The following is a 19,209-nucleotide window of genomic DNA, read 5'->3' on the forward strand; positions in this document are numbered from 1 at the left end:
TCATACGGCCTTGCTTTCCCTGGCTTGTTGTGTCATCTGCCTTCGTAGACTTTCCCCGTTTTGTTAGCCGCTCTAAGAGTGGATAGCAAAAGCCTCTTGTCGCGAATCGCGTGTCGTACGTTTGACGATGACAGGCTTTTGTTAGCCGCTCTAAGTCGGCGTCCTAGCTGACCAGTCCAAAGCCCGTGTCAAAAGTCCCCTTCACGTCCAGCACCTGCTTGATCAGGCCCACCTGCTGGTAAAAATCTGCCGTGCCCTGTTGGTCGGCGATGACCTGGGTGTTGATGGGTATCCACTGCTGCTGGCGGCGTTCGAACTGCAGCTTGGCCGCCTCGGGCGGAATTCCGATGATGCGGGCCAGCGCGGCCGAATATGCGTCCACATGCTTATACGACCATTGCTGGGCACGCACCACGCGTTGCAAGAAGTCCTGCAGCACAGCGCGCTTGCTGGCGATGGCCGTGTCGGTAGCGGCCAGGTAGCTCAGCCCGGGCAGCAAGCCGCGCCCGCTGACCAGCACGCGCGCGTGGCGGCTGGTCTCGGCCAGGGCGGTGTACGGCTCCCAGGTCGCCCAGGCATCGACCGAGCCCTGGGTGAGCGCCAGCTTGGCGTCTGCGGGCGCCAGGAAGCGGAAGTTCACGTCTTCGGGCGCCAGCCCGGCCTGGGTGATGGCCTTGAGCGTGATGTAGTGGCCGATGGAGCCACGGTTGGTGGCCACGCTGCGGCCCTTCAGGTCGGCCACGCCCTTCAGCGGCGAATCCGGCCGCACCAGCACCGCCGTGCCATAGGAGTCGGAGCGGTTCGCGCCGATGGCCTTCACCCGTGCGCCCGCTGCCAGCGCAAAGATCAGCGGGGCATCGCCAATGGGGCCGGAATCCACCGCACCAGCGTTCAGCGCCTCGGCCAACGGCGCGGCGGCTGGGAACTCCGACCACTGGATGTCATAGGCAATGCCGTCCAGGGCGCCCGCCGCTTCCAGCAGCGCGCGCAAGCCGCCCTTCTGGTCGCCGGCCTTCAGCACGGGGCGTGTCTGCGCAAAGACGGGCAGGGCCAGCGCGGACGCTGCGCCCACCGCATGGGTCAGAAACTGGCGACGGCGGTTCGGTGGTGTGTGCATAAAACTTGGCTTGAATTGCAATATCAATAACGGTGCCCAACGATGGGCTGCTGCTCAGTCCAGCAATTCGGGCTCGGCTTCGACCAGGCCCTCATACAGGCTTTCAAAGGCATGCAGCGCGCCCTCGGGGCCGCCGATCTGGCTGTGCGTGTGCTGCGCCACCGCTTCGTCGATCGGCTTGGGCGTGCCGGCGGCTTCGGCCAGCAGCTGGGTGTGGCAGGCGTTTTCCAGCGCGATGTACCACCAGGCGGCGGCTTCCACACTGGGGCCAGCGGTCAGGATGCCGTGGTTTTGCAGGATGGCGCCCTTACCGTCGCCTACGGCCTTGGCAATGCGCAGGCCCTCGCTGTCGTCTACCACCATGCCGGTGAAGTCGTCGAACAAAGCTATGTCGCCGTGGAAGGCGCAGCTGTCTTGCGTCAGCGTGTCCAGCTTGCGGCCCAGGGTGGACCAGGCCTTGCCATAGATCGAGTGTGTGTGGGCTGCGGCAATGATCTTGGGGTTGTATTCGTGGATGGCGGCGTGGATGGCAAACGCGGCCTTGTTCAGCGGGCGGTTGCCAATCACGGTTTCGCCCTTGGCGTTGACCAGCAGCAGGTCCGACACCTTGATGCGCGAAAAATGCAGACCCAGCGGGTTGACCCAGAAATGGTCCGTCAGCTCGGGGTCGCGGGCGGTGATGTGCCCTGCCAGCCCCTGCGCAAAACCGAAGCGGGCGAACAGGCGAAAGGCGCCAGCCAGGCGCTCCTGCCGGTGGCGGCGCTCGGCCTCCACGCTGGTGCGCAGCGCGGGTGGGTCAAACCAGAACTTCTGCTGCGGACGGGGGTTGAAGCGCAGTTGCGTAGCTGCCGCAGTGCGGTCGATGGACAACACGGCGCTCATGCTGCTTTCCTTTGCGCGGCGATGCGCTCGGCCACCAGGGCGCGGGTGCGCGGAATCAATGCACGCCCGTAGTCAATCGCGTCCTCCAGTGGGTCGAAACCGCGGATCAGGAAGGTGGTGACGCCCAGGTCGTAGTAGTCCAGCAGGGCATCGGCCACCTGCTCGGGCGTGCCGACCAGCGCCGTGCTGTTGGAGCGGCCGCCAATCTCTTGCGCAATCGCGGTCCAAAGCCGCTTGTCCAGCCGTGTGCCCTTGTCGGCCGCAGCCAGCAGGCGCTTGGCGCCCTCGCTCTGCTGCGGACCGCCGCGGCCAAAGCCCTGTACCACGCGCAGGCGCTTGGTCTCGGCCAAGATGGCTTCGGCACGTGCCCAGGCCTTCTCTTCCGTCTCGGCCAGGATGGGGCGGAACGAGACCGAGAAGCGTACCGTGCGGCCATGCTTGGCGGCTTCTGCACGCACGCGGGTGGTTAGTTCGCGCACCTGGTCCAGCGACTCGCCCCACAGGGCGTACACGTCGGCATATTTGCCCGCCACCGGAATCGCGGCCTCCGACGCACCGCCGAAGTACACCGGTACATGGGGCTTGCCGTTGTGCGTTTGCACCGGCTTCACATCGGAGTACGCATTGCGGAAGTGGTAGTGCGCGCCCTGGTGGTCAAAGGGTTTGTCGGCCGTCCACACCTTGCGCAGCACGTCAAGGTATTCGTCGGTACGGGCGTAGCGTTGGTCGTGGTCCAACCAGTCGCCATCGCGCTGCTGCTCTTCGTCCGAGCCGCCCGAGATGTAGTGCACTGCCAGCCGGCCGCCACTGAACTGGTCCAGCGAAGCAAACTGGCGGGCTGCCAGCGTGGGAGCCACAAAGCCTGGTCGATGTGCCAGCATGAAGTGGATGCGCTCGGTGACCGAGGCTGCGTAGGCAACGGTCAGCGTAGCGTCCGGGCTGGTGGAATGGTGGGGCACCAGGATGCGGTCAAAGCCCGCTGCTTCATGTGCCTGGGCAAAGGCGCGTACGTAGTCGCGGTCGATGGCCGGGCCTCGCGCCGCGTGGATCTCCGAGACCTTCTGGCTCTGGATCATGCCAATGAATTCAATAGGGCCGTAGCTCATGAAAAGTGCTCCTTGAAGTAATCAGGTAGGGGATGTGTGTGAAGGAAGTTGGTAGGTTCAGGCAGCAGCGCGTGCCGCCAGGGCCTTGCCAAAGCTGCGCTCCCAGAACGGGGCCACTGTGGCGGGCCCGTCCAGTACGCCCAGGCGCTGGAAGGTGTCGGCCACATCCTGGTGGCTTTGCACAATGGTGTCGTTGACGGGGCCCAGGCTGTAGTCGGTGCTGCGGCCATTGAACAGCTCCACCAGGTCGCCCACCGGCACCCGGGTCTCTGCCGCCTGGGCACGGGCATAGGACAGATAGTTGGCGTTGGCCCACACGTAGGAGCGCTGCAGGCGCAGCAAATAGTCCGTGATGGCGGCGTGGCGGCGCGGGTCGTCCACGGCGCGCGGGTTCGCATACACCGGGAAGTTGCCAGACAAATAACCCAGCCCTGTTTTGATGGGGCGGGCACCGTACTGCGTACGCGCAATCTGCCCGTTGTAGCCGTAGATGGCCCAGGCATCCAGATCGCCACGCGCGAAGGCCGACAGCCCATCAGCCGGAGTGAGACTAACGGCCTGGATGTCGTTGAACCCCAGGCCCGCCTCGGCCAGCTGCTTGCTCAGAAAGTAGTGCGACGTGGTGGCGCGCACATAGCCCACGCGCTTGCCTTTGAGGTCGGCGATCTTCTGGATTGGCGCATCCTTGCGGGCCAGGGTGACCTGGTTGTTCAGGTCTTCACGGGTGGCGGCGATGAAGCGCACACTGGCCTTTTGGCGCGCTGCGAAGACCGCCGGAATTTCGCTACCCGAGCCCACGTCCAGCGCATCGCCATTGATGGCCTCGATGTGCAGCACGCCGTTGTTGATCTCACGCCAGTCGATACGGTAAGGCGTGTCCGCCTGCCCGGCGGCTTGCAGCAAGGGCCGCCACAGACCTTTGTAAGTACCGATGCGCAGAGTCACACCGGAGAGGTCCGCCGCGGCGTTGGCAGCATACGCAGCACCGCCCACGGAGGCCATTGCGCCTAATGCAGCGGTTTGCAACCACTGGCGTCGCGACCACCCCGAAAGCGGCGACACAGTAGCGTGAAAACGAGAAGATTGCATGGTGGTTGACGCTTTGCTGCAAGAACGAAGAAGCCTGCAGCGTAAGCCTCAGACGCCGATATGCCAACGTAGAAACTCGCACATCGATATGCAAGAAACTTTGTTGTCCAGCCCAGGCGCAGCGCTTAACTTCGCCACCATGTCTTCCACTATCTTGCATCGCTTTGCTGCAGTGCCCACGCTATTGGAAGCCGATGCGCCCCCTACCTTGGCCCCCTACGCATCGGCTCACAATCCCGCCTTGCTCGCGCAGCTCTCGACCCAATTCGCGGCCGGTGCCGCAAATCTGGACGCGAGCGCCGAATTTCCACACGGCAACTTCGCCACGCTGCAGCAGCATGGCCTGGTGGGCTTGCTGGCACCCACTGCCTTGGGCGGGAGTGCCGCCACCTTGACCACCGCCCGCAGGGTGATCGCAGCGGTGGCCAAGGGCGAGCCGGCCACGGCCCTGGTACTCACCATGACCTATCTGCAGCATTTAGCGCTGCGCAGCAAGGACTGCCGCTGGCCAGCGGCGGTACGCGACCAGGTGCTGCGCGACGGCGTGCAAACCGGTGCCCTGATCAACGCCCTGCGTGTCGAACCCGCACTGGGCTCACCAGCGCGTGGTGGCCTGCCCGACACCGTGGGGACAGCCACCGCAACGGGCTGGACGCTGAATGGGCACAAGCTCTACACCACAGGCATCGCCGGGCTGCGCTGGTTGTCCGTATGGGGCCGCACGGACGAACCCACGCCACGCGTGGGCAACTTTCTGGTGCCACGCGATGCACCCGGCGTGCGCGTGGTGGAGAGCTGGGACCACCTGGGCCTGCGCGCCTCGGGCAGCCACGAGGTGGTCTTTGAAAACGTGCACATTGCACCCGAGTTTGCAGTCGATCTGCGGCCGCCAGCCGGCTGGTCTGAAGGCGCGGATCTGGCCAAGCACTATGCCACCCAGCAGGCCTGGATGGGCGTGCTGCTGGGCAGCATCTACGACGCCGTAGCCCGGGCGGCATACGACTGGCTGTGCGATTTTCTGCGTACCCGCAACCCCGCCAACTTGGGGGCAGCACTGGCCAGCCTGCCGCGCGTGCAGGAGCATGTGGGCGAAATCGCCGCACTGCTGCACAGCAACCGCGTGCTGCTGGACCACACGGGCAGCGAGGTGGACGCTGGGCGCACACCCTCGCCTAGCGACAGCGGCCTGCTGAAGTACACCACCACCAACAACGCCATCCGCGCCGTGGAGATTGCGCTACAGCTCAGTGGCAACCACGGGCTCACGCGGCACAACCCACTGGAGCGCCACTACCGCGACGTGCTGTGCGGCCGCGTGCACACGCCGCAGAACGACTCCGCGCTGGTGGCCGCAGGCAAATCCGCCCTACAGGCCTCGACTTCTTAAACATCCGCCAACCGAAGACATCAATGCCCACTAAAAACACCCCTCTCCCCACACGCCGACACCTGCTGCAACAAGGCCTGTCCATGGCCGGCCTGCTGGGCCTGGGCGCAACCACCCTGCCCGTACAAGCGGGCAGCACCATAGCCCCCGGCACCACGCTGGTTCTGGGCGACCAGGCAGGCGGCCTGCGGGCCTTGTTCGACGCATCAAAGGCCCTGGAGGGCGCGCCCTACAGCTACCGCTGGGCCAACTTCCAGGGCGCGGCACCACTGTTCGAGGCGCAGCGCAGTGCGGCGGTGGATACCGCCATTGCGGGTGACTTGCCGGTCCTGGCCGCCGCCGTTGGCCGCACGCCGCTGAAAATAGTCGCCACCCGTGTCGGCCTGCCTGAATCGCTGGGCATCGTGGTGCAGACAGACTCGCCCATCCGCAGCGTGCGCGATCTGCGCGGGCGCAGTGTGGTGGTGTCGTCGGCACGCGGCAGCATTTCGCAGTACCAGCTGTATGGTGCGCTGGAGGAGGCTGGAGTCGGCCGTGAAGAAGTCAATGTACGTTTTGTGTTGCCGACCGACGCTGCCATAGCCTTTGCCTCCCGCCAGATCGATGCCTGGGCGATTTTTGACCCCTATTACGCAGTCGCCACGCAGCAGGGCGGGCGCATCCTGCGCGATGGACGCGGCATCAACTCTGCGCTGGCCTTCATCACCGCCAGCGAGCCTGCGCTGGCCGACGCGAACAAACGCGCCGCCATTGCCGACTTTCTTGCCCGGCTGGGCCGTGCGGGTGAATGGGCCCAGGCCAATGCCGAAGCCTTTGCCCAGGTCTACAGCCAGTTGACGCGCTTGCCGCTAGACAATGCGCGTACGATTACAGCGCGCGCGGCGGTCAGCAGCCGGCCGGTCAGCGAAGCCGACGTGGCTGCCTTGCAAAAAGTGGCCGACCGTTCGGCCCGCGACGGCATTTTGCCCACGCGCGTAGACGTCCGCGCCATCACCGATGCCCAGGTGTGGACACGCTGAAGTACCCTATCTTTTGTCCCACACCGCCCATGAGCACCAACCCCATCGCACCGCTGCGCGACTTCGTAACCGCCTTCGGGCGCTTGCTGGACCGCGAAGCCGACGAGCCTAGTATTCTTAAACAAGGCAGCGCCCTGCTGCGCACGCTGGTGACGCAAGACGGCTGGCTGCCCGCCGCCTACGCAGAACCCCACCCTACGCACTACCGGCAGTACCTGCTGCATGCGGACTCCACCGAGCGCTTCTCTGTGGTGAGCTTTGTGTGGGGGCCGGGCCAGGCCACGCCGGTGCATGACCACACGGTCTGGGGCTTGATCGGCATGCTGCGCGGTGCCGAATACAGCCAGCCCTGGCGCCTGCAGGCAGATGGCCGCAGCGTGCCAGACGGTGCCGGCGTGCGGCTGGAACCAGGCCAGGTAGAAGCCGTATCACCCCGCATAGGCGATATCCACCGCGTGCACAACGCCTACGACGACCGCGTGTCCATCAGCATCCATGTCTATGGCGCCAACATCGGCGCCGTGCAACGCCACACCTATCCCTCCGAAGGCGGGCGCAAGCCCTTTGTCTCTGGCTACAGCAATACCACCCTGCCCAATCTCTGGGACCGCTCCTTGGAACTTAGACAAGCATGACCGCCTCTCTATCCTTTTCCGACATCCGCGCGCACTTGCTCGCCCGCCATGAAATCGCCCTGCTCGATGTGCGCGAGGAGGACCCTTTCGCGCAAGAGCATCCACTATGGGCTGCCAATCTGCCCCTGTCCCGCATAGAACTGGAGGCCTGGCGCCGCATTCCGCGCCGCGACACGCTAATCGTGGTCTATGGCACCCATGACGGAGTTGACCTTGCGCCCCTGGCAACCCAACGACTGCAAGCTCTGGGCTATACCCAGGTACATCTGCTGGAGGGCGGACTGGAAGGCTGGCGCACCGCCGGTGGCGAGCTGTTCCGCGACGTCAACGTGCCCAGCAAATCCTTTGGCGAGCTGGTGGAACACGAGCGCCACACGCCGTCACTATCGGCCCAGGAGGTAAAGGCCCTGATCGATGCGAAAGCCGACGTGGTGGTGCTGGACGCGCGCCGTTTCGACGAATACCAGACCATGAGCATCCCCACCGCCACCAGCGTACCGGGGGCCGAGCTAGTGCTGCGCGCGCGGGAGCTGGCCCCCAACCCAAAGACACAGATCATCGTCAACTGCGCAGGCCGTACCCGCAGCATCATCGGCACCCAGTCTTTGGTCAACGCCGGTCTACCCAACCCGATCGCAGCCCTGCGCAACGGCACCATAGGCTGGAAGCTCGCAGGCCAGCAACTGGACCATGGCGCAACGCGCCAGGCCCCCGAGCCCGACGCTGCGCACGCCGCTACGGCCCAAGTCCAGGCACGCAGCGTGGCCGAGAAAGCCGGCGTACGGTGGATTGCGCATGGCGCGCTGGCTTCGCTGGAAGCACCTGGGCGCACCGTCTACCGTTTTGACGTGCGTACACCGGAGGAATATGCGGCCGGCCACATCCCCGGCTTTGGCAGCGCCCCTGGCGGACAGCTAGTACAGGAGACCGACCACCACGTGCCTGTGCGCGGTGCCCGCATTGTTCTGGCGGACAAAGACGGCGTACGCGCCCCCATGAGTGCGTCCTGGCTGGCCCAGATGGGATGGGAGGTCTATGTGTTGGAGAAGCCGGCAAGCTCTCTCTTCAGTGAGCAAGGTGCAGAAGCTGCTGCGCACGCACCAGAGCCGAGTACCCCAGAAATCACGCCGGCCGTGCTGGCGCAGTGGCTGGATGAAAACCCCAGCTCGGTCGCCTTGCTCAATGTAACCACCAGCGTCAACCACGTTAAAAAGCATATTCCTGGCGCCTGGTTTGTCATCCGTGCGCAACTGGCGCAGGCGCTGGACCGCATTCCTGCGGCACCGCGCTATGTGCTGACCTGCAGCAGCAGCCTGCTGGCACGCTTTGCCGAACAAGACCTGCGCGCGCTGCTCCGAGCCCGTGGCAGCGATGCCGAAATACATGTGCTGGCGGGTGGCAATGCCGCCTGGTTTGCCGCAGGTCTACCCACGGCAACCGGGGAAGAGCGCCTGGCCGTGCCACGCACCGACCGCTACCGCCGCCCTTATGAAGGAACGGATGCCCCTGCCGAGGCCATGCAGGCCTATCTGGACTGGGAGTTTGGCCTGGTGGCGCAGCTGGGCCGCGACGCCACGCACCATTTCAAGGTAATTTGAGAGAGCAGCACCTTGCCGCCGGGCGCTGCTCGCGATGCGACGGACTTCGAAAAATCTTCCTCTGCTCAAGCCGCTTTCAGTCCCGCGCCTTGAATGGCCTCCAGCACGGCCGGCTGCAACCAGCGCTTGAATGTCAGGCCACAGGCCAGTCCCAGGCTGACCCAGAAGCTCAACGCCACCCAGCTGGTAGCCCAGATGAACTGCTTGCCCAGTGTCTCCAAAGCGGCATGCGCCTCGGGGCCGAAGCCAGCCAGGGCGTCGCCTTCCAGTTCGGGTGCGCCCACCACGAAAGGCAAGGCCAGCAGTGCGGCGGCTGCAATCCAGCGCCAGGCACCGCGGCCGAAGCCTAGTACGGCGCACGCCAAAGCGGCACTACCCACCGACAGAACCCACCAGAGCTGACGCGCATGCAAAGGCGCGGCTTCCATGCCCGGTACTTCGGCATGCAAGCCGAGAGAGGGCCAGAGGTTGAAGCTGATGCCACCCGCTGCAGCCACCAGGCAGGCCAGCGGCAACGACGCCAGCTGGGTGCCACGCTGGTACAACCACACACCCATCACCGCAAATACCAGCAAAGCCATGCTGAAGGCGTGCAGCACATTGGCCACCCAGGTCCAGCCAATGCGTTCGGCACCGTTTTCAGGCTCCCATTCCTTGCTTGTACCGTGCTCATGCTCATGTTCGGCCACAGCCGCCCCGGCATGCGCAGGTGCCGTCAAGGCATCAACAGGCGCCGGTACTTCCGCCTTCTGATCTTCATACACCTCGGCCGCCAGGATCAGCGGCGCGGCCTGCCAGCGCTGAACGCCGGTTTCCACGCTGCCCACCACTAGCGCGACGGCCAAGCCGGCCCATACTAATTTTTGAAAAATCATCTCTTCCCCCGGTATTCAAATGTCGTAGACCCAGGTCATAGCCAGAGCGCACGCCTCCCAAGGCATCCGTGGAACTGGCTTTGCCAGGCCACTGGATGCGCCCCCTGCGTGTCGCATCGGTTTTCTAAACCGATGCGAGGGGGGTTGGCGAAAACGCGCAGCGTGCAGCCTGGGGGTGAGCCAAATCAATGGCAAGGCTTGACGGTGATGTGGCGCACGTCGTGTGCGGCGTTATGCATCAGCGGGCTTTCGGCGAATGCCACGCCGTAGAGAACCACCATGCCCAGCGCCGCAGCTGCGGCCAGTTGAAGAAGAAGGCTGCGCGCTGCGCTGCGGGTACCGGCTGCGCCGGGTGTCGTGGTGTGGGTGGTTTCGGTCATAGTGCTCTCCATTGAAAAACTTAAAAACAGTAAATACGCATTTACGCCGCCAAGGGCGGTATGCGCGCCAATATGCCGTTACGCAGGCGCGTGGGCCTGTCATTGCGCAACAGCGTACCGTCAGGTGCTTGGGAGTGCAACTGGGCACAGGCCACAATGTGCTGGGCCGTTTCGGTATCTGCCGCCAAGTCGCCAAAGTAATACAGGTACTTGCCGGCAGCCTGGAAGGTGACGGTGCAGGCACGGTTGCAGCCCGTCATGCATTCCACGCCGCGTATGCGCACCTGGGCCAACTGCGCAGGGTCAACATCCCATGCGGCGATTTGCACGGCTTCAAACAGCGCGGCACCGGGCGCGGGCTGGTCGCGCGGCACATCAGCAGGCCGGCAGGTCGTGCATACGATGACTTCGGTTATCGGTGCGGGTACGGCGTTCAGGTTCGTTTCAGTCATACATCCATCTCATACATAAGCCTGGGCCACCCGGTGTTCGGCGCCCCAGCGCGCCGCCCAGACAGCACAACGGCCAAGTGCGCGCCGTGGGTCTTCAAAATCCACAATCACGGTGTGCGCCGCACCTTGGGGAGCGGCTGGCTGCTCCAGCGTGCGGCCATCGGTCAGCAGCCATAGCACAGGCTGTCGCGACTTGCACAGCGCGCTTTGTGCTGCGGCCAAGGCCTGCACCAGGGGTGTGCCACCGCCACCGCCACGTTGCCGTACGCGCATGGCACCCGCGGCACGGGCCGGACCGGGTGGCAGCAGCCACTCCACGCCCGCACCACCAAAGCACAGCAAGCCTACATGCTCACCCGCGCGCGCAGCCTGTTCGATCAACTGCGTCGCAAAACCCTTGGCCAGTGCCAGCCGCCCGCCTTGGCGCATGGAACCCGAGGTGTCCAACACGATCAGATGCAGTTGCGGCGGTATGGCCAGCAACGGACGGCGGCGCAAGTGCGCGCGCGACAGCGGCTGGGGCCCCTTGGCCAGCAGAGTAGGCAACCAAGCAATCGTGCCAGTGGTTTGCCCGGCAGGGGCTCCTGCTTGCGCGGGTGATGGATGCAATGTGGGGCTACGCCACCGCCGGCCGCTGCGCCCCGTAGTGGGACGTCGGCCGGGGTGGCTCAGGCTTTTTTTGGCGGCCAGCCCCCCAGGGATGCCACCTGCACGGTAGGCGTGGGCTCGGCCGGCAAGGCACCCCAGTCACCCTCCGGCTGTGGCAGGGCCTGAGCTTGGGAACGGCCGGGCGGCGGCAAACGCGATGCGGCGGGCGCAGGCTCTGACCGCTGCCCCGAGGGCGGTGCACCCAGCGCTTCGCCTCGGCGGTGCGCCAGCGCAAATTCGGCCACCGCATCTACGTCTTGCGCTGTCACGCCATCGCGGCCCTCCAGCGCGGCCAAGGCACGTGCTGCGCGCAGCATCACCAGGTCCGCACGCATGCCGTCCACGCCTGCTTCCATTGCCAACTGGGCGGCCCGTGCCAATACCTCGTCCGGCCAGTCCAGGCTCGCCAATAACGCACGGGCGGCAGCGACCGTGGCGGACAAACGCTGCAACTCGGCCGCATGGGCTTTCAACAGGGCCTGCGGGTTTTCGTCAAAGGCCAAGCGGATGCGCAAAATGGCTTGGCGCTGCTGCGGGTCTCGCGGATTATCCAGGGCCACCGACAGGCCAAAACGGTCCAGCAGCTGGGGCCGCAACTCACCCTCTTCGGGGTTCATGGTGCCAACCAGCACAAAGCGCGCGGCATGCTGCTGCGAGATGCCGTCACGCTCCACCGTATTCACACCGCTGGCAGCCACGTCCAGCAGTGCATCGACAAGCGCATCGGGCAACAGGTTCACCTCGTCCACATACAGCACACCGTTGTGGGCGCGCGCCACCAGGCCTGGTGCCAGGCGCAGCTGGCCCTGACCCTGGTTACGCAGCACTTCTTCCACGTCCAGCGTGCCCACCAGTTGCTCCAGGCTGGCCGCCAGCGGCAGCGTCACAAACGGTGCTTGCGGCAACATGGCCGCCAGGGCCCGCGCGGCGGTGGACTTGGCCGTGCCACGCGGGCCGCTGATCAGCACACCACTTATGCTGGGGTCGATGGCAACCAGCAGCAGCGCGCGCTGCAAAGCCTGCTGGCCCACCAGCGCGGTGAACGGGAATACCGCGCGCTCGGCCGTATCAAGAGGTGTCATGGCATAGGTCTTTCTTCAGATTCTTCCAGCCGGTGCTCCAGCGCCAGCAAATGCTCTTCAATACGCTCGCGGTGTTCACCGGGCTCGGCCCACAGGCCACGCCGCATGGCTTCCAGCAGACGCTCGCCAATGCTGCGCAGAGCCCCGGGGTTGTTCTGCTGCAAAAATTCACGCGTGGCGTCATCGTGCAAATAGGCATCGGCCACCAACGCGTACTGGTGGTCGCCCACCACGCCGGTGGTGGCGTCAAAGGCAAACAGGAAATCCACCGTGGCGGCGATCTCGAACGCGCCTTTGTAGCCGTGGCGCTTGATGCCGTCCAGCCACTTGGGGTTGACCGCCCGCGAACGCACGACCCGCGCCACCTCTTCACCCAGTGTGCGGATGCGTGGCGCGCCGGGTACGCTGAAATCACCGTGGTACAGCGTAGGCTGCGCCCCTGCCAGCTGCTGCACGGCTACCGCCATGCCGCCCTGGAACTGGTAGTAATCGTCCGAGTCGAGGATGTCATGCTCGCGGTTGTCCTGGTTGTGCAGCACCGTGTCCAGACCCGAAAGCCGCTGCTCAAAAGCAGCCCGCGCGGCTGTTCCATGCGCATCCTGCCCGTAGGCATAGGCACCGGCGCGCAAATAGGCTTGCGCTAGGTCGGCACCGTCTTGCCAGCGGCCGCTGTCCATCAGCTCCTGCAGACCGGCACCGTAGCCACCGGGGCGCGGGCCAAAGACGCGCCAGCTGGCCTGGCGCTGGGCCTCTTCGGCAGCCATGCCAGCGGCCTCGGCCTCGGCGGCTTCGCGCCGTACCCGGGCGCGGATAGGGTTCACCTCGTCCGGCTCGTCTTCTTCCGAGATAGCCGCTACCGCACGCACGGCGGTGTCGAACAGATCGATCACGTTAGGAAAAGCATCGCGGAAGAAGCCGGACACCCGCAGCGTCACGTCGATGCGCGGCCGGCCCTTGATGCCCATGGGCATCACCTCGACATCCACCACCCGGGTACTGCCCGCCGCCCATTTGGGCCGTACGCCCAGCAGCGCAAACGCCTGGGCAATATCCTCCCCGCCGGTGCGCATGGTGCTGGTCCCCCAGACCGACAGGCCCACCGAAGCGGGGAAACAGCCATGGTCTTGCAGATGGCGCTCCACCACCCGGTCGGCTGCCGTAGAGCCCATGGCATAGGCAGTGGGCGTGGGCACGGCACGCGTATCCACGGCGTAGAAATTACGCCCGGTGGGCAGCACATCGGGCCGCCCGCGCGAGGGCGCACCGCTGGGGCCAGCCGGTACAAAGCGCCCATCCAGGCCGCGCAGCAGCTGCGCAATTTCATTCGGGCCGCAGGCATCCAGGCGCGGGCTCAGCGTGTGGTGCAGGCGCTGCATGACGGCGACGGCCAGCGGCCAGGCTTGCGGATCCAGGGCTTGGTCCTCTTCCACCAACTGCTTTGCCAACAACTCCAGCCGTTCGCGTGTGTGGCCGGCGTGGCGCCAGGCCTCGTCGCTGACCTGCTGCAGCAGGACCGGACGCGGGCCGGTCCAGGGTGCTACCCAATCGGGGCTGAGCACATCAAAACCATGCAGTCCCAGGTCTTGTGCCAAAGCCACCAACAGGCTGCCCTGCCCCACATTCTTGCCACCCGGGAAGCGGGCCAAGGCCACCAACGTGTCGGTGCGCTGGCGGCCTTGCGGCGAGCGGCCCAGGGTGTGCAAGCCGTCACGTATCTGTGACTCCTTGATCTCACACAAATAAGCGTCCAGCCGCTGCAGCAGGGCTTCACGTTGGGTGTCGTCTGCCGGGCGCTGGAAGCCCAATTCCTCGTGCAGCTTGTGTTCCAGCACACTGTCCAGAATGCTGGTACGCAGCAGCCTGGCACGGCGCGGGTCCAGGGACAGTGCTTCGTAGTACTCGTCCATCTGCCGCTCTAGCGCCTGCAGCGGGCCGTAGGTCTCAGAGCGGGTCATGGCAGGCATCAAGTGATCGATGATGACGGCCTGGGTGCGCCGCTTGGCCTGGCTGCCCTCGCCCGGGTCGTTGACGATAAAGGGGTACAGATGCGGCAGTGGGCCCAGGATGGCGTCGGGCCAGCAGGCCGCACCCAAGGCCACGCTTTTGCCGGGCAGCCATTCCAGATTGCCGTGCTTGCCCACATGCACCACGGCGTCCACCGCATAGGCGCGGCGCAGCCAGAAGTAGAAGGCCAGGTAGTTGTGGGTGGGCACCAGATCGGCATCGTGGTAGCTGGCGACCAGGTCCAGGTCGCGGCCGCGTGCAGGCTGGTTGCCCACAAACACATTGCCGTAGCGTTGGCCGGAGACCATGAAGCGCCCGCTGCGCACCATCGGGTCCTGCGCGGGCGAGCCCCATAGCGCATTTACCGCATCCTGGCTGGCGACCGGCAGCGCATGGAAGTCCGCCAGGTAGTCGGCCATGGCCAAGCTCTGACCGACGGGGCGGTGGTCGTTGGCTTGCACATTGTTGGTCACGCCGCGCACCAGCTGCGCCATCAGCGCATTGCCGTCCTGCGGCAAGTCGCCTGTGGCGTAACCGGCATCGCGCAGCGCCTCCAGAATGACCACGGTGGAGGCTGGCGTGTCCAGGCCCACGCCGTTGGCCAGACGAGAGTCGTCGTTAGGGTAATTGGCCAGGATCAGCGCGACGCGCTTTTCACTATTCTTTTTATAGCGCAATACGCACCAACGGCGTGCGAGATCGGCCACAAAGGTTATGCGTTCGGGCTCAGGCTGGTAGCGCACCACATCCACTTGGGTGCGTTCGCAGCGCCAGGCCAACCCCTTGAAGCTGATGGCGCGGGTGCCGATGCGGCCATCCACCTCGGGCAGCACCACCTGCATGGCCAAGTCGCGCGGCGCCAGGCCATGGGGATCGGCCAGCCACTGCTCGTGCGAGCAGCCGGCAGTGATGAGCTGCAGCACCGGCGCATCGCCGGCCAACGGAGCATCGGTCTGTGTATCGTCGCTGCCGTCCAGCGAAGCCAGTGCGAAGCTGGTGGCATTCAACACCACAGCCACCTGGTGCTCGGCGGCCAGCGCCTGCAGAACAGCAAAGCTGGCGGGGTTCTTAAGCGAGTCCACCGCCAAGGCAATTGCATTCAAACCCGCCTCGGCCAGAGCCGTCAGCACGGCATCGAACAGCGCCGTATTGCCGGCCTGCACATGGACCCGGTAAAACACCAACAGCGCTGTCGGCGCATCTGCATAGTGCGGCAGGGCTTGCGGGGCCTGGTAGACCAGGGCGGGTGGCAAGGTCACCGCCGCTGGCGGTCGGGTGCCCTGGCCGAACACCGTATGGCCGATCAGCGCAAAAAAGCTCTGTGCATTTTCCCGCCCGCCTTCGCGCAGGCAGCGCCACAGCTGGCGGCAGTCTTCAGCCGACGCCGTGCTGCGCAGCAGCAGTTGCGGGTCTTCCGTCCAGTCGCCCGAAAACATTGCCAGCCACAGACCGTGCGCACTCGCCAGCGCCACGGCTTGCTCCACCACATAGGCCCAGTCGCTGGGGCTACCTAGGTGGTCGATGATGAGCACGCGCGCATGGCGCAGCACGTCGTCCACGTACAGGTCCATGGACGCGGGCTGGCGCAGCCACATCAGGTTCGCCAGCCGTACCGAGGGGTAGCTGGCATCCAACCCTGCCGCCACATCGGCCAGCAAGGACAAGGTAGTGTCAGCCGCGCTCAACACAACGATGTCGCCCGGCGTCTGCTCCACGCGCACCACGCCCAGCCCGTTGTCTTCTACGTGGCCGCCGGGGCGGGTGGACAGCAAATGCATGGTGGTCTGGCCTCGTTGCGCTTCAGGCTTGTTGCAGGGCGGCGGAGATTTCGCTTTGCAGCGCTGCCTGGTCCAGGTGGTCGCCAATCAACACCAGCCGGGTTGCACGCATCTCGCTGCCAGACCAAGACCGGTCAAAGTAGCTGTCGAAACGGCGGCCCACACCTTGCACCACCAGGCGCATGGCCGCGCCAGGCAAGGCAACGAAGCCTTTGACGCGGTAAATCTCGTGGCGCTCCACCAGACTGGTCAGCACCGCCAGCAGACGGTTGCGGTCCGTCACCTCCAGGGTGACGGAGACCGAGTCAAAAGCGTCGTGGTCGTGGTCTTCTTCCTCGTCGTGGTGGGTCTTGCGTTGGTCGATCACATCCTCTACTGCGCGCTCCAGCCCCAGCAGTACGTCCATGGGCACTTTACCGTGCGATGCCCGCACCAGCTTCACACCCGCAGGTGCCTCGGCACGGATGGTGGCTTCCACCGCTGCGAGCGCGGCTGCATCCATGCCATCCACCTTGTGCACGATCACCAGGTCGGCGGTGGCCAACTGGTCTTCGAACAATTCGTGCAGCGGTGAATCATGGTCCAGGTTGTCGTCGGCGCGGCGCTGGGCATCCACGGCTACCGGGTCGTCGGCAAAGTCACCGGCTGCCACAGCAGGCGCATCCACCACGGTGATCACCGCGTCCACGGTGAAGGCATTGCGCAGCGCGGGCCACTGGAAGGCTTGCACCAGGGGCTTGGGCAGGGCCAGGCCCGAGGTCTCGATAACCAGATAGTCGATCTGGTCGCGGCGCGCGGCCAGCTGCTCCATCACCGGGGCAAATTCTTCTTGCACCGTGCAGCACAGGCAGCCGTTGGCCAGCTCGAACAGCTGGCCGTTTTCGACACCGTTTTCATCGCAGCCAATGCCGCAGCCGCGCAGCAGTTCGCCGTCGATGCCCAGCTCGCCAAACTCGTTGACGATGACCGCAATGCGACGGCCCTGCGCGTTGGTCAGCAGGTTGCGCAGCAGCGTGGTCTTGCCACTGCCCAGAAAGCCGGTGACGATGGTGGCGGGGATCTTGCGGGTTTGCATGGTGCAGTCTTTCAAAACAGAATTCAAAGAATAAAAAGTGCTGTCACGCCGCGTCGGGCTGGTGCAGCAAGGTGTACATCACAAACAGCGCGCCCAGGCTGGCGGTGATGATGCCCACCGGCAGCTCCTGCGGCGCCAGCACGGTGCGGCACACCACATCGCTGAGCAACAGCAGCAGCGCGCCCATCAGCACCGCCAGGCCCAGCATGCCACGGTGCAAGGCGCCGGCCAGCGCGCGCGCCAGGTGCGGCACCATCAGGCCGACAAAGCCGATCACACCCGACACCGCCACAAAGCAGGCGGTGGCAAATGCGCAGACCACAAACACCTGGATACGCAGGCGCTGCGGGTTGATGCCCAGGCTGTGCGCGGTGTTCTCGCCGGCCAGCATCGCATCCAGTGCGCCCAGCTTGCGCCAGCAAAAAACCGCCAGCACCAGCAGGCCCAGCAAGGGCACAAACAGGTTGTCCCAACGCGCCGAACCCAGGCCCCCCATGGTCCAGAACAGCACCGACTGCGCAGCCCGCTGGTCGCCGAGAAAGGTGAAGTAATAGGTCAGCGCAGTGAACAGGAACGACACCGACAGGCCCGCCAGAATCATCCGCTCCGGCGTGTGGCTGCGGTAACGGCGCAGCAGCAACAAGACGACGGCCACCGAGGCCATGCCGCCCACAAACGCCGCCAGCGGCAGCGTCCAGATGCCCAGTACCTCGCCGGTCAGCGTGATCACCCCCACCGCCCCTGCGGCCGAACCGGAGGACAGGCCGAACAGATACGGGTCGGACAAGTCATTGCGCGTGGCCGTCTGCAGCAAAGCGCCGACCAGCGCCAGGCCGCCACCGACCAGGATGGCCAGCAGCATGCGCGGCAGGCGCAGATCGACCACGATGCGGTCCACCATGCTGTAGCGCGCATCGCCTGCGCCGCTGAGCAGCAGGCCCAGGCTGTGCCCCACCTCAGACAGGCCCACGGGGGTAGACCCAGACACCACCGACACCATGCCTACGCAGACCAGCGCCACCAACAGCAGCGCCACGCGCACCGGTGCAGGCCCGCCGGTCAGCCAGCGGGATGCAGACAGCATGGTGGTCGAGGTGTTCAACGGGTGGCTGCCTTGGCGATCTTTTCGATGGCGCCGATATTAGCCGGGCCGGGCGTCAGCTCTTCATAGCGCAGGGCTACAAAGCGCTTGTTCTTTACCGCATCGGTGTGCTGCATCAGCGGATGCTTTTGCAGGAGCTGCAGCAGCTTGTCGGCGCCGCCGTCGTTCTGGTAGTCCAGCAGCACCAGGAACTCGGGGTTACGCGCGGCCACCGACTCCCACGACACCGTGCCCCAGCTGGTTTCCACATCGTCCATCACATTGCGGCCGCCAGCGGCCTCCATCATGGCGGTGGGAATGGCGTACTTACCTGCGGTGAAGGGCTTGTCTTCGCCCGAATCGAACAGGAACATGCGCAGAGGCTGCTTGCCCGCGGCCTTGGGCAGGCGCGCCAGACGCTGCTTCCAGCCCTCGATCTGGGCCTTGGCTTCGGCCTCTTTGCCGAAGATGGTGCCCAGCTTGAGGTAGTCGCCGTACAGCAGGTCCATGGATGCGCGCGGGCGTGCCTTGTCCACATGGATGCAGCTCTCGGACAACACCAAAGTGGGGATCTTGTACTTCTGCAGCGTGGTCGGCGTGACGTCGCCGCCCACCTTCATGCCGTAGTTCCAGCCGGCAAAAAAGAAGTCGGGGTTGGCGGCCAGGATATTTTCCAGGGTCGGCTGTTTGGGTGCAATCTCGCGGATATTGCCCAGCGCCTGTTTGAACTCGGGGCTCATCTTGTACCAGCCGCTGATGCCGCTGACACCCACCATGCTCTTTTGCAAGCCCAGCGACAGCGCCATATCGGTCATATTGATGTCGTGGACCAGCGCGGCCTTGGGCGGTGCGGCGAAAGTGAGTTTTTCACCGCAGCTGTCCACCGTCACCGGGAAGGTCTGGGCCTGCACGCCGGTAACCCACAGCGATGCCGCGCCCAGCAGCAGGTGCACAACAGGGCGGAACTTCCAACGACGCACGGTAAATGCCATGGTTTTTTT

The 19,209-nt window shown here is 65.2% G+C and carries 17 protein-coding genes; 4 read left to right on the plus strand and 13 right to left on the minus strand.

Annotation, left to right across the window (positions count from 1 at the left end; translation table 11 throughout):
* Window positions 1-163: 163 nt before the first annotated feature.
* Genes AC07O2_RS25500 through AC07O2_RS25515 form a run of 4 tightly spaced genes read right to left on the minus strand, consistent with a single transcriptional unit; the run spans window position 164 to window position 4,167 of the window.
* Window positions 164-1,117 (minus strand): ABC transporter substrate-binding protein, encoded by a 954-nt coding sequence (locus AC07O2_RS25500; RefSeq protein WP_495234914.1) that lies wholly within the window; start codon window positions 1,115-1,117, stop codon window positions 164-166.
* A 54-nt stretch (window positions 1,118-1,171) separates the two neighbouring features.
* Window positions 1,172-1,999, minus strand: a complete 828-nt coding sequence (locus AC07O2_RS25505; protein WP_495234915.1) for a class II aldolase/adducin family protein — start codon at window positions 1,997-1,999, stop codon at window positions 1,172-1,174.
* Window positions 1,996-3,105 (minus strand): LLM class flavin-dependent oxidoreductase, encoded by a 1,110-nt coding sequence (locus AC07O2_RS25510; protein WP_495234916.1) that lies wholly within the window; start codon window positions 3,103-3,105, stop codon window positions 1,996-1,998. The genes AC07O2_RS25505 and AC07O2_RS25510 overlap by 4 nt, the downstream gene beginning before the upstream one ends.
* A gap of 57 nt (window positions 3,106-3,162) precedes the next feature.
* Window positions 3,163-4,167, minus strand: a complete 1,005-nt coding sequence (locus AC07O2_RS25515) for an ABC transporter substrate-binding protein (RefSeq protein ID WP_495234933.1) — start codon at window positions 4,165-4,167, stop codon at window positions 3,163-3,165.
* Between the two features lie 166 nt (window positions 4,168-4,333).
* On the opposite strand from AC07O2_RS25515, the gene AC07O2_RS25520 reads away from it, so the two are divergent.
* Genes AC07O2_RS25520 through AC07O2_RS25535 form a run of 4 tightly spaced genes read left to right on the plus strand, consistent with a single transcriptional unit; the run spans window position 4,334 to window position 8,833 of the window.
* Window positions 4,334-5,581 (plus strand): acyl-CoA dehydrogenase family protein, encoded by a 1,248-nt coding sequence (locus AC07O2_RS25520; RefSeq protein ID WP_495234917.1) that lies wholly within the window; start codon window positions 4,334-4,336, stop codon window positions 5,579-5,581.
* A 23-nt stretch (window positions 5,582-5,604) separates the two neighbouring features.
* Window positions 5,605-6,600, plus strand: coding sequence for an ABC transporter substrate-binding protein (locus tag AC07O2_RS25525; protein ID WP_495234918.1), 996 nt, complete (start codon window positions 5,605-5,607; stop codon window positions 6,598-6,600).
* 29 nt (window positions 6,601-6,629) lie between these two features.
* Window positions 6,630-7,235 carry a cysteine dioxygenase family protein gene (locus tag AC07O2_RS25530; RefSeq protein ID WP_495234919.1) on the plus strand — a complete coding sequence of 202 codons (606 nt, stop codon included), beginning with the start codon at window positions 6,630-6,632 and terminating at the stop codon, window positions 7,233-7,235.
* Complete coding sequence (locus AC07O2_RS25535) at window positions 7,232-8,833, plus strand: rhodanese-related sulfurtransferase (protein WP_495234920.1); 1,602 nt, start codon at window positions 7,232-7,234, stop codon at window positions 8,831-8,833. Before AC07O2_RS25530 ends, AC07O2_RS25535 begins: the two co-directional genes overlap by 4 nt.
* 65 nt (window positions 8,834-8,898) lie before the next feature.
* On the opposite strand, the gene AC07O2_RS25540 is transcribed toward AC07O2_RS25535, so the two are convergent.
* From AC07O2_RS25540 to AC07O2_RS25580, 9 genes are all read right to left on the minus strand, one after another.
* The gene (locus AC07O2_RS25540) at window positions 8,899-9,708 is read right to left on the minus strand and encodes a CbtA family protein (protein WP_495234921.1); all 810 of its coding nucleotides are present in this window, start codon (window positions 9,706-9,708) and stop codon (window positions 8,899-8,901) included.
* A gap of 185 nt (window positions 9,709-9,893) precedes the next feature.
* Window positions 9,894-10,088: a CbtB domain-containing protein gene (locus AC07O2_RS25545; protein ID WP_495098342.1), complete on the minus strand. Its 195-nt coding sequence runs from the start codon at window positions 10,086-10,088 to the stop codon at window positions 9,894-9,896.
* A 41-nt stretch (window positions 10,089-10,129) separates the two neighbouring features.
* Entirely contained in the window at window positions 10,130-10,540 is a 411-nt protein-coding gene (locus AC07O2_RS25550; RefSeq protein WP_495103975.1) for a DUF1636 family protein, read from the minus strand.
* 9 nt (window positions 10,541-10,549) lie between these two features.
* A complete protein-coding gene (locus AC07O2_RS25555; protein ID WP_495234922.1) occupies window positions 10,550-11,086 on the minus strand; it encodes a vWA domain-containing protein in 537 nt (178 codons plus the stop codon).
* Between the two features lie 122 nt (window positions 11,087-11,208).
* Window positions 11,209-12,270, minus strand: a complete 1,062-nt coding sequence (locus AC07O2_RS25560) for a magnesium chelatase ATPase subunit I (protein ID WP_495234923.1) — start codon at window positions 12,268-12,270, stop codon at window positions 11,209-11,211.
* The gene (gene cobN, locus AC07O2_RS25565) at window positions 12,267-16,052 is read right to left on the minus strand and encodes a cobaltochelatase subunit CobN (protein ID WP_495234924.1); all 3,786 of its coding nucleotides are present in this window, start codon (window positions 16,050-16,052) and stop codon (window positions 12,267-12,269) included. The genes AC07O2_RS25560 and cobN overlap by 4 nt, the downstream gene beginning before the upstream one ends.
* 22 nt (window positions 16,053-16,074) lie before the next feature.
* Window positions 16,075-17,127, minus strand: a complete 1,053-nt coding sequence (gene cobW / locus AC07O2_RS25570; protein ID WP_495234925.1) for a cobalamin biosynthesis protein CobW — start codon at window positions 17,125-17,127, stop codon at window positions 16,075-16,077.
* 43 nt (window positions 17,128-17,170) lie between these two features.
* A complete protein-coding gene (locus AC07O2_RS25575; protein WP_495234926.1) occupies window positions 17,171-18,211 on the minus strand; it encodes a FecCD family ABC transporter permease in 1,041 nt (346 codons plus the stop codon).
* Window positions 18,212-18,225: 14 nt separating this feature from the next.
* Window positions 18,226-19,200, minus strand: coding sequence for an ABC transporter substrate-binding protein (locus AC07O2_RS25580; RefSeq protein WP_495234927.1), 975 nt, complete (start codon window positions 19,198-19,200; stop codon window positions 18,226-18,228).
* Window positions 19,201-19,209: the final 9 nt, after the last annotated feature.

Source organism: Rhodoferax sp. GW821-FHT10B06, from assembly GCF_059415605.1.

Excerpts from the sequence above, each read along its gene's own strand:
- AC07O2_RS25575 (WP_495234926.1), bottom strand. The coding sequence starts at position 18,211 with ATGCTGTCTGCATCCCGCTGGCTGACCGGCGGGCCTGCACCGGTGCGC.
- cobN (WP_495234924.1), bottom strand. The coding sequence starts at position 16,052 with ATGCATTTGCTGTCCACCCGCCCCGGCGGCCACGTAGAAGACAACGGG.
- AC07O2_RS25530 (WP_495234919.1), top strand. The coding sequence starts at position 6,630 with ATGAGCACCAACCCCATCGCACCGCTGCGCGACTTCGTAACCGCCTTC.
- cobW (WP_495234925.1), bottom strand. The coding sequence starts at position 17,127 with ATGCAAACCCGCAAGATCCCCGCCACCATCGTCACCGGCTTTCTGGGC.
- AC07O2_RS25525 (WP_495234918.1), top strand. The coding sequence starts at position 5,605 with ATGCCCACTAAAAACACCCCTCTCCCCACACGCCGACACCTGCTGCAA.
- AC07O2_RS25535 (WP_495234920.1), top strand. The coding sequence starts at position 7,232 with ATGACCGCCTCTCTATCCTTTTCCGACATCCGCGCGCACTTGCTCGCC.
- AC07O2_RS25560 (WP_495234923.1), bottom strand. The coding sequence starts at position 12,270 with ATGACACCTCTTGATACGGCCGAGCGCGCGGTATTCCCGTTCACCGCG.
- AC07O2_RS25550 (WP_495103975.1), bottom strand. The coding sequence starts at position 10,540 with ATGACTGAAACGAACCTGAACGCCGTACCCGCACCGATAACCGAAGTC.
- AC07O2_RS25540 (WP_495234921.1), bottom strand. The coding sequence starts at position 9,708 with ATGATTTTTCAAAAATTAGTATGGGCCGGCTTGGCCGTCGCGCTAGTG.
- AC07O2_RS25510 (WP_495234916.1), bottom strand. The coding sequence starts at position 3,105 with ATGAGCTACGGCCCTATTGAATTCATTGGCATGATCCAGAGCCAGAAG.
- AC07O2_RS25545 (WP_495098342.1), bottom strand. The coding sequence starts at position 10,088 with ATGACCGAAACCACCCACACCACGACACCCGGCGCAGCCGGTACCCGC.
- AC07O2_RS25500 (WP_495234914.1), bottom strand. The coding sequence starts at position 1,117 with ATGCACACACCACCGAACCGCCGTCGCCAGTTTCTGACCCATGCGGTG.
- AC07O2_RS25580 (WP_495234927.1), bottom strand. The coding sequence starts at position 19,200 with ATGGCATTTACCGTGCGTCGTTGGAAGTTCCGCCCTGTTGTGCACCTG.
- AC07O2_RS25505 (WP_495234915.1), bottom strand. The coding sequence starts at position 1,999 with ATGAGCGCCGTGTTGTCCATCGACCGCACTGCGGCAGCTACGCAACTG.
- AC07O2_RS25520 (WP_495234917.1), top strand. The coding sequence starts at position 4,334 with ATGTCTTCCACTATCTTGCATCGCTTTGCTGCAGTGCCCACGCTATTG.